The sequence below is a fragment of the Saccharothrix hoggarensis genome (genome assembly GCF_052936025.1).
This window is the reverse complement of record NZ_CP193624.1, coordinates 5,077,955-5,087,403: the sequence shown is the minus strand read 5'-3', so window position 1 is coordinate 5,087,403 and position 9,449 is coordinate 5,077,955. Positions and strand designations below refer to the sequence as shown.

At 74.5% G+C, this 9,449-nt stretch carries 7 protein-coding genes; 4 read left to right on the top strand and 3 right to left on the bottom strand.

Features of this window, described 5'->3' with window-relative positions; genetic code table 11:
- Positions 1-6: 6 nt before the first annotated feature.
- Positions 7-1,176: a cytochrome P450 gene (locus ACRAKH_RS22755; protein ID WP_380730182.1), complete on the bottom strand. Its 1,170-nt coding sequence runs from the start codon at positions 1,174-1,176 to the stop codon at positions 7-9.
- A 62-nt stretch (positions 1,177-1,238) separates the two neighbouring features.
- Between ACRAKH_RS22755 and ACRAKH_RS22750 the strand changes: the two genes are divergently transcribed.
- The 3 genes from ACRAKH_RS22750 (at position 1,239) to ACRAKH_RS22740 (ending at position 6,838) form a co-directional block, all read left to right on the top strand.
- On the top strand, positions 1,239-2,549 hold the full coding sequence (locus ACRAKH_RS22750; RefSeq protein ID WP_447009262.1) for a CoA transferase: 1,311 nt from the start codon (positions 1,239-1,241) through the stop codon (positions 2,547-2,549).
- 198 nt (positions 2,550-2,747) lie between these two features.
- Positions 2,748-4,556 carry a serine/threonine-protein kinase gene (locus ACRAKH_RS22745; RefSeq protein ID WP_447009261.1) on the top strand — a complete coding sequence of 603 codons (1,809 nt, stop codon included), beginning with the start codon at positions 2,748-2,750 and terminating at the stop codon, positions 4,554-4,556.
- Positions 4,557-4,615: 59 nt separating this feature from the next.
- On the top strand, positions 4,616-6,838 hold the full coding sequence (locus ACRAKH_RS22740; RefSeq protein WP_380729190.1) for a M20/M25/M40 family metallo-hydrolase: 2,223 nt from the start codon (positions 4,616-4,618) through the stop codon (positions 6,836-6,838).
- A 42-nt stretch (positions 6,839-6,880) separates the two neighbouring features.
- Here ACRAKH_RS22740 and ACRAKH_RS22735 read toward each other — a convergent pair whose 3' ends face one another.
- A complete protein-coding gene (locus tag ACRAKH_RS22735) occupies positions 6,881-7,444 on the bottom strand; it encodes a dihydrofolate reductase family protein (RefSeq protein WP_380729188.1) in 564 nt (187 codons plus the stop codon).
- Positions 7,445-7,592: 148 nt separating this feature from the next.
- Here ACRAKH_RS22735 and ACRAKH_RS22730 point away from each other — a divergent pair, with 148 nt between their 5' ends.
- Positions 7,593-8,480, top strand: coding sequence for an NAD-dependent protein deacetylase (locus tag ACRAKH_RS22730; RefSeq protein ID WP_380729185.1), 888 nt, complete (start codon positions 7,593-7,595; stop codon positions 8,478-8,480).
- Positions 8,481-8,608: 128 nt separating this feature from the next.
- On the opposite strand, the gene ACRAKH_RS22725 is transcribed toward ACRAKH_RS22730, so the two are convergent.
- Positions 8,609-9,235: an SAM-dependent methyltransferase gene (locus ACRAKH_RS22725; protein ID WP_380729182.1), complete on the bottom strand. Its 627-nt coding sequence runs from the start codon at positions 9,233-9,235 to the stop codon at positions 8,609-8,611.
- Between the last annotated feature and the right edge of the window lie 214 nt (positions 9,236-9,449).

Genomic DNA, 9,449 nt, shown 5'->3' with positions numbered 1-9,449 from the left:
GTGACTTCACCAGGTGACCGGCAGGGAGCGCAGGCCGTAGATCGGCGCGTCGAACCGGAACTCGACGTCCTCGAACGGCACGGCGAGCCGAAGGTCCGGCAGCCCGGTCACCAGCGCGCGCAGGGCGACGCGCATCTCCAGCCGTGCCAACAGGTGCCCGACGCACTGGTGCACGCCGCTGCCGAACGCGAGGTGCGCCCGCGCGTTCCGCCGCAGGTCGAGGCGGTCGGGGTCGGGGAACGCGGCCGGGTCGCGGTTCGCGGCGAACAGGGACGCGATCACGCCGTCGCCCGCGCCCAGCGCCGTCCCGCCGACCGCCGCCTCACCCGCCACCGCCCGCACCACCCCGTGGTGCACGGGGCTGAGGTAGCGCAACAGCTCCTCCACCGCGTTCTCGACCAGGCCGGGATCGGCCACCAGGGCGTCCCACCACGCCCGTTCCCGCTGCAACGCCAGCACGGACAGCGCGATCGAGTTCGCGGTGGTCTCGTGCCCGCCGACGAGCAGCAGCACCGTCATCCCGACGGCTTCTTCGTCGCTCAGCCCCGGCTCGCGCACGAGGCGGCTGATCAGGTCGTCCCGCGGGTCGGCGCGGCGCGCGCGGACCAGGTCCGCGAGGTACCCGTGCAGCTCCTCCAACGCCGACCGCACCCGTTCCGCCGACAACGACCGGTCGAGGTGGGCGCGGCTGCGGGTGGAGAAGAACTCCTGGTCCGACACCGGAACGCCGAGCAGCAGGCAGATCACGTCCGACGGCACGGGCAGCGCGAACGCCGTCACCAGGTCCGCCGGCCGCGGCCCCGACCGCAGTGCCGCCAGGCGTTCCGCCGTGATCCGCTCGACCTCGGGCCGCAGCGCGGCCATCCGCCGCACGGTGAACTCGCCGGTCAGCATCCGCCGGTACCGGGTGTGCTCGGGCGGGTCGGTGACCAGGAAGCTGCCCGGCGCGGCCTCGCGGTCCACCACCGGCCGCAGCTGCGGGAACCCCGGCGTGCTCGGGTCCGACGAGAACCGGCCGTGATCCCGCAGCACCGCGCGCACGTCGTCGTACCTGGTCACGAGGTGCGCCCGCTGCCCGTGCCGCAACGAGACCGGGCACATCGGCGCCTCCGCCCGCAGCGCCGCGAACTCCGCCGGCGGGTCGAAACCGGGACGACGCGCGATCGGGTAGTCCATGGTGATCGACCTTATAGCCGTCACCGCGGGACTTCCGGCGCCGGAGGAAGCACACTGCCGACGTGGACGACGTGGACCCGGTGACAGCACACGCGTGGGCGGCGCTCGGCGGGCCGTCCGACCCGACCGTCGAGTACGCGGGCGCGGGTGACGTGCTGCCCGCCCGCCTGCCGGTGCGGGAGATGGCACGCGCGACCGTGGGCGTGTGCGCGCTCGCGGCGGCGGAGTTGGCGGCGACGCGGAACGGCGTCCCCGCGTCCCCGGTCCGGGTGGAGGAGGCGGCGGTCGCCACGGCGTTCACCAGCGAACGCCACCTGCGGATCGACGGGCGCGCCGGCACCGGGTTCGCGCCGCTGTCCGGCTTCTGGCGCACCGCCGACGGCTGGGTCCGGACCCACGCCAACTACCCGCACCACCGGGCACGCCTGCTCGACGCCCTGGGCGTTGCCGACCGGACGTCCCTCGAACGCGAGCTGGCCGGTCGCCGGGCGCTGGACGTGCAGGAAACCGTTTACGCCGCGGGTGGGTTGGCCGTCGCGGTGGCGACCGAACCGGACCCGACCCGGCGTCCGCTGGTGGAAACCCGTGCCACCGAAGCCGGGAAACGCGTCCTCCCGCCCGCGTCCCGTCCCGCCGACGGCGTGCGCGTCCTCGACCTCACCAGGGTCATCGCCGGCCCGGTCGCCACCCGCACGCTGGCGTTCCTCGGCGCGGACGTCCTCCGGGTCGACTCGCCGCACCTGCCCGAGGACCCCGACATCCACGCCGACACCGGCCCGGGCAAGCGGTCCACGCTGCTCGACCTCGCCGCCCGCCACGACCGCCGCACGTTCGACGACCTGCTCGACCGGGCCGACGTCGTCGTCACCGGGTACCGGCCCGGCGCGCTCGACCGGCACGGCCTCGCCCCCGAAGCGCTGCACGCGCGGCGTCCCGACCTGGTCGTCGCGCAGCTCTCCGCCTGGGGCGACCGCGACGGCTGGGCCGGCCGGCGCGGGTTCGACAGCCTCGTGCAGGCCGCCACGGGCATCGCCGCCGTCGAGGGCGCGGACGGCGTGCCCGGTGTGCTGCCCGCCCAGGCCCTCGACCACGGCACCGGCTACCTGCTCGCCGCCGCCGTCCTGCGCGCCCTCGCCGAACCGGGCGGCCGGCACGTCGCGCTGTCGCTGACCGGCACCGCGTCCTGGCTCCTGTACGACGTCGAACCCGCGCCCGCCGCAGGCGACTACGACCCGGAGCCGTGGTTGGTCGAGACGCCGTCGCCCTTCGGCACGCTCCGCCACGCCCGCCCGCCGTTCGGCGAGGGGACTTGGGACCGGCCGCCGACCCCCTGGGGCGCCGACGAACCACGCTGGCAGGACGCCCGCCGCTGACGTCCACAGTGGACGATAGACCCGGCCTTCGCGGACCCGAAGTCACGGAGTTCGGTGGCACGCGGCTCGGATCGCGAACCGGCCCGCGTGGTGAACGGACAAACGACCACGGAAGTGTTACGACTGAAACGCACGTTCGAGGGGTAGCCCGATCGGGTAACCCCGGCACCGGACGTGCGCACGACGTTGGGAGCACGGGTGGTGGACCGCACTATCGCAGGCCGGTACCGGCTGACCGAGAGGGTCGGCGCGGGTGGGATGGGGGTGGTGTGGCGGGCCGAGGACCAGCGGCTCCGTCGCATCGTCGCGGTCAAGGAACTGCTGTCCCGCGCGGGTTTCGACCAGGAGTCGATCGACCGCGCGATCCGTGAGGGGCGCATCGCGGCGCGCTTGACGCACCCCAACGTGATCGCGCTGTACGACGTCGTCGAGCAGGACGGCCACCCGTGGCTGATCATGGAGTACCTGCCGTCGCGCAGCCTGGCCACGGTGATGACCGAGCGCGGCGTGCTGCCGCCGGACGAGGTGGCGCGCATCGGCGTGCAGCTGGCGTCCGGGCTGGCCGCGGCGCACCGGGCGGGCGTCATGCACCGGGACGTCAAGCCCGGCAACGTGCTGGTCACCGAGTTCGGCACGGTCAAGGTCACCGACTTCGGCACGTCGCGGGCGGTCGGCGAGGCGACCGTCACCGCGTCCGGGATGCTCGTCGGCACGCCTGCCTACCTCGCGCCGGAGGTGGCGCGCGGCGGCCGGGGCGAGTTCCCGGCGGACGTGTTCGCGCTGGGCGCCACCCTGTACGCGGCGGTCGAGGGCACGCCGCCGTTCGGCGTGGACGGCAACACGATCGCCCTGCTGCACCGGGTGGCCGACGGCCGCTTCCCGCCGCCGCGCAACGCCGGGCCGCTGACGCCGGTGCTGCTGCGCCTGCTCGACGCGAACCCGGAGACCCGGCCGACCATGGCCGAGGCGGAGAACATGCTGCGGACCGTCCGGTTCGACGGCACCCCCGCCCGCGTCCCCGCGCCGCCCCCGACCGCGATCCTCGCCGCGCCCCTCGACCCGCTGCCCGAGTCGGACGGGCACGCGTCCCCCGCCGACCCCGCGGCCACCCCGTCCGCGCCGGACGACCCCGCCCCGGCCGACGCGCCGCCCGCCGAGCCTGGCCCGGCGGAATCGTCCGCTCCTGCCTCGGCGGATGCGTCGCCCGCGCGGCCGACCGTGGTTGACCAGGAGCCTGCGCGCCCCGGCTCGGCGGACGCGTCGCCCGCGCGGCCGACCGTCGTGGATCAGCAGCCCGCGCGCCCCGGCCCGGCGAACTCCTCACCTGCCCGCTCCGCACCGGCCAACCCGGCGCCCGCGCGACCGACCGTCGTGGACCAGCAGCCCGCGCGCCCCGGCCCGGTCGACCCGTCGCCCACCCCCGCGCCCGAAGAGGAGAAGCGAGGCGACCGCAAGGCGCTCATCGCGCTCGCGATCGTGGCCCTGATCGCCGTCGCCGGCGTCGTGTACCTCGTCAACCGGGGTGACGGCGGCTCACCGTCGGCCGGGTCGGACGCCACCACCGGCACCACCGCCGCCGCGACGACCACCGGGGCCGCCAACCCGCCGCCCGCCGGGACGAGCGCCGAAGAGCAGCCGACCACCACCACGACGACCGCCGCGCCCGAGCCGACCGACGACAGCCCGGCCCCGCCGCCTCCGCCCGCCGAGGTCGGCCCCGACCAGGCGTTGAGCGACTACTACGGCCTGCTGCCGGGCAACCTGGAAACCGCCTACGCCCGGCTGACCGACGGCTTCAAGGCCACCCGCACGCCGACCTTCGCCGACTACCAGGCGTGGTGGGGGCAGATGAGCGCGGTCAACGTGAGCAACGTCCAGGCCATCGGTCCGGACACCGTGTCGGCGACCGTGTCGTACACGTACAAGTCCGGCCGCACCCAGTCCGAGCAGCACGTCTACCGGCTGGTCAAGGTCAACGGGCAGTGGGCGATCGATTCGCAGAGCTGAGCCGTTCGATCTCCCCGTGCGGGGCGCTCGAACGGGTTTCCGCCGGTTAAGGTCACCTGATGGTGGACGGCGTCCGGCGGGCGTGGGTGGCGGTCGTGCTGGTGGCGGTCGCCGCCGTGGGCGTGCTGGCGGTGCTGGCGTTCCGCCCTCCAGCACCCGTGGCGGACGCCCCGCCGGGCGAGTTCGCGGCCGGCCGCGCCGAGCGCCACCTGGCCGAGATCGCCCAGCGCCCGCACCCCATCGGCTCGGCGGACAACCAGCGCGTCCGCGGGTACATCGCCGACACGGCCCGGTCCCTCGGGGCCGACGTGGTGGTGGAGTCCGGTGACGTGGTGCGGCCGTGGCGGGGCGTGGCCCGCGTGGCGACCGCGCACAACGTCGTCGCGCGCGTGCCCGGCACCGACCCCGGGGTGAGCGGCGGCAAGGCGTTGCTGCTGGTCGCGCACTACGACTCCGTGCCGACCGGTCCCGGTGCGGCCGACGACGGCGCGGCGGTCGCGGCGATGCTGGAGACCCTGCGCGCCCTCACCACCACTCCCGTGCGCAACGACGTGGTGTTCCTGTTCACCGACGGCGAGGAGGTCGGGACGCTCGGCGCGGAGGCGTACGTGCGGCGGCACGGCGTGTCCGGGATCGGCGCGGTGCTGAACTGGGAGGCGCGGGGGAGCGGCGGCCCGGTGTGGATGTTCCAGACCGGCCCCGACAACGCGGCGCTGGTGTCGGCGTTCGGCGAGGCGAGCAGCAGGCCCATCGCGAACTCGCTGGCGTTCGAGGTCTACCGGCGGATGCCGAACTACAGCGACTTCACCGTGTTCCTGGAAGCGGGCGCGCGCGGGCTGGACAGCGCGTTCATCGAGCACGTCCGCGACTACCACTCGACGTACGACGACCTGGCGCGGCTGGACCGGGGCAGCGTCCAGCACCACGGGGAGACGATGGTCGGCCTGGTGCGGGCGCTCGGTGACCGGGACCTGCGCGTGGCGGACGGCGACGCCGTCTACTTCGACGTCTTCTCCCGCGTGCTCGTGCGCTACCCCGTCCCCCTGGCCGAGGTGCTCGCCGCCCTGACGGTGACCGCCCTGGCGTGGCTCCTGGTCCGGAACGTCCGAAGTGGACGGTTGCGGCCGCGGGCGGTGGGCGCGGTCGCCGGGGTGGCGGTCGGCGCGGTGCTCACGGCGGGCGCGGTGTCGTTCGGGGTGTGGGCGCTGGTGGCGTGGGCACGTCCGGAGCTGGCGTTCCTGGCGTTGTCCGAGCCGTACGAGCGGGGCTGGTTCGTCGCCGGGTTCTGCGCTCTGGGGTTGGCGGTGCTGTTCACGGCCGTCCGGGTGCTGCGGCGGTGGACGTCCGCCGAAGTGGTCGCCGGGGTGCTCGTGGTCACCGCCGCCCTGCTGGTGGTCGCCACGCTGGCCGCGCCCGGCACCGGTTTCCTGTTCCAGTGGCCGTTGCTGGTCGGGCTGCCGGCGGTGTGGGCGACGAGGTTCGCCGCCCTGCCGCCGCTCGTGGCCGCCGCGATCTACCCGCCGCTGGTCGGCACGATGACGGTGGCGTTGGGACTGCCGCTGGTCGCGGTCGCCGTCGTGTTCGCCGTGCTCGCGGGCGTGCTGCTGCTGCCGGTGCTCGGCGCGCTGCCCCGTCCCGGCACGACGGCGACCGCGGTGGCGCTGGTCGCCGTGGCGTTGATCGCGGTCGGCACGGCGCGGGTCGGGTTCGGTCCGACCGAGCAGCGCCCGAACTCCCTGATCTACCTGCTGGACACCGAGACCGGCCGGGCGGACTGGCTCTCCGCCGACCCCGCGCCCGACGCGTGGACGTCACGCGTCCTCGGCGACTCCCCGGAACGGGTGACGTTGACCGACCGCCACCCGATGCTGGACGAGCCGCTGATGCGCGCCGACGCGCCGGCCCTGACCCTGCCCGCCCCCACGGCGACCGTGCTGAGCAGCACCGATGGCGACGTCCGCACCGTCACCCTCCAGATCTCACCGACCGCGAACGCGTGGCGGACGCAGGTCACCCTGTCGGACCGGGGCGTGCGCGTGTGCCGGCACAACTTCACGGAACTCCACGCCACCACGCTGGAGTTCTACGGCCCGGCCAACCGCAAGGTCACGTGCGAGCTGGACCCGGGCACACCGCTGGACGTCACCCTCACCGACCACTGGATCGGCCTGCCGGCGGAGGCGGCGTCCCTGATCGGCCCCCGCCCGCCGGACACCATGCCGGTCCAGTCCGGCAACCGCCCGTACGACGCCGCCCTGGTGCGAGCCGCGTTCCGCTTCTGACGCCCGGCCCGGGGGAAATCCTGAGCCTCGCCGCCGGACGGCTCAACCGCCGACGCGGTAGCGCAGCAGCACGACACCGTTGCCGAAGACGCGGGTCTCCACCAGGTCCAGATCCGTCTTGTCGTCCTCCGGCTGGAGCCACGGCCGCCCCCGGCCCAACAGCACCGGCTGCACGTACACGCGGTACTCGTCGACCAGGCCCAGGCGGCGGAACGTCGACGCCAGGTCCGGCCCGCCCACCACCAGGTCGCCGCTCGCCGACGCCTTCAGCGCCAGCACCTCGTCCACCACCACGTCACGCACGATCGTGGCGTTGGGCCCCACCGACTCCAGCGTGCGCGAGTACACGACCTTCGGCGTCCCGCGCCAGATCTCGGCGAACTCCGCCATCGACGCCGGGATCGAGGAGTCCTGGTCGGCGTTCGGCCAGAACTCCTCCATCAACTCGTACGTCCGCCGGCCCTCCAGGAACGCGCCCATCGCCGCCAGGTCGGCGTTCATGTGCCGGTGCAACTCGTCGTCCACCCGGTGCCAGTCGATCGAGCCGTCCAGCGTCTCGAAGAAGCCGTCCAAGGACACCGCCAGCATGAACACGATCTTCCGCATGGTCGCTCACCAGTCGTGGAGGGTGTCATCCGCCAGTCGGTCCGCTGGCGGGCACGCCGGACGGTAGGGGAACGGCCCCGCCGCGTCCACGTGCCACGCCACGCCGCTGACCAGCCGGAAGCGCCGGCGCGCCCGTAAAGTGGACCGCATGCGCACTCGGCCCACGTTGAGCTGGACGGCGACCGGTGCGCCGTTGCCGCGCACGACCAGCCTGGACGAGGTCGTGCCGGTGGTCGCCGCGGGCCGGGTCGTGGTGCTCAGCGGGGCCGGACTGTCCACCGAGTCCGGCATCCCGGACTACCGGGGCGCGGCCGGCAGCCTGCGCAAGCACACCCCGATGACCTACGACGAGTTCGTCGGCAGCGTCGACGGCAGGCGCCGCTACTGGGCGCGCAGCCACCTCGGCTGGCGGACCATCGCCCGCGCCGCCCCGAACACCGGCCACCACGCGGTCGCGGCGCTGCACGCCCGCGGCCACCTGTCCGGCGTGATCACCCAGAACGTCGACGGCCTGCACCAGGCCGCCGGCACGCCCGACGTGGTCGAGCTGCACGGCAGCCTCGACCGGGTGATCTGCCTCGATTGCGGCGCGGTCAGCGCCCGCGAGGACCTGGACCGCCGGTTCCGCGCCGCCAACCCGGCGTTCGCGGCGACCGCCACCCGGATCAACCCGGACGGCGACGTCGACCTGCCCGACCACGAGGTGCGGTCGTTCCGGCTGGTCGGGTGCGCCGACTGCGGTTCGGGCGTGCTGAAGCCGGACGTGGTGTTCTTCGGTGAGAACGTGCCCCGCCCGCGGGTCGAGCGGTGCTACCGGCTGGTGGACGAGGCCGACGCCCTGCTCGTCCTCGGCTCGTCGTTGACGGTCATGTCCGGCCTGCGGTTCGTCCGGCACGCCGCGAACGCCGGCAAGCCGGTCCTCATCGTCAACCAGGGCGAGACCAGGGGCGACGCCCACGCGACCGTCCGCGTGGACCTGCCCCTGGGCGAAGCCCTGACCACCCTCCTCGACCGCCTGGGCGAAGCTCGGGCCTGACAGGCCGCCCGGCCAAGCCGCTCGCCCCCGCCGTCCTAGGCTGCCCGCCGGTTTGACAGACGGCCAACCTGAGCCGCCCGTCCGCGCCGCCCACCGCCCGCGCCGCCCGCCGCCCGCCGCCCGCGCCGTCAGCTCCGGCGCAACCGCAGCACGTGATCCCCTCGCGTGCCGTGCTCGCCGTTCGGGCCGTGCATCTCGCGCTCGACCGTCTCGTCCACCTCCACCACCCACTTCCGCAGGTCCAGGTCCAGCGACGCCAGCACCTCCGCGTTGGTGGGGAAGTGGTGGTCGGCGTGCGGGTGGTCGTGCTGCCACGTGGCCCACCCGGCGTGGCTCACGACCAGCAGCACGCCGCCCGGCGCCACCGCCTCCGCCGCCCGCGCGAGGATCGACTCCCGCTCGCCCTCCGGCGCCACCAACGAGTGCAGGAACTGCGCCGAGACGAGGTCGAACACCCCGGTCGGGAACGTCCGGCCCAGGTCGTGCCGCTGCCAGTCGATCCGCGCCGCCACGCCCAGCTCGGTCGCCCGCGCCGCGCCCCGCGCCAACGCCGTGGTCGACACGTCGACCGCCGTGACCTGCCAGCCCTGCTCGGCCAGCCACACCGCGTCACCGCCCTCGCCGCACCCGAGGTCCAGCGCCGTGCCGGGGGTGAGGTGCCCGACCTCCCGCACCAGCAGCTCGTTGGCCTTGCCGGTCCAGACCTGGTCGCGGTCCCGGTAGAACGTCTCCCAGTGCTGCTCTGTGGTGTCCATGCCCCGATGATGCGAGGCTCGTCGGAACCCTGGCAACTAATGTTGCCAATCCGGCAACTCGGACGAACGGCAGCCGTGCCGGCCGCTCGCCAACGCCGCGCGTAACCAGGCCCATCGCTCGATCGGGTAACTGCCCATCGCTCGAACGGGGCGGCGAGTATCGGGTTCTACCCTGCCGTTCCGATATCGCGATCACACCGACCGCTTCCGCGCG

What these genes read in the sequence shown, in the direction of transcription:
- ACRAKH_RS22725 (WP_380729182.1), bottom strand. Translation starts at nt 9,235, where the DNA reads ATGGACACCACAGAGCAGCACTGGGAGACGTTCTACCGGGACCGCGAC.
- ACRAKH_RS22755 (WP_380730182.1), bottom strand. Translation starts at nt 1,176, where the DNA reads ATGGACTACCCGATCGCGCGTCGTCCCGGTTTCGACCCGCCGGCGGAG.
- ACRAKH_RS22730 (WP_380729185.1), top strand. Translation starts at nt 7,593, where the DNA reads ATGCGCACTCGGCCCACGTTGAGCTGGACGGCGACCGGTGCGCCGTTG.
- ACRAKH_RS22735 (WP_380729188.1), bottom strand. Translation starts at nt 7,444, where the DNA reads ATGCGGAAGATCGTGTTCATGCTGGCGGTGTCCTTGGACGGCTTCTTC.
- ACRAKH_RS22740 (WP_380729190.1), top strand. Translation starts at nt 4,616, where the DNA reads ATGGTGGACGGCGTCCGGCGGGCGTGGGTGGCGGTCGTGCTGGTGGCG.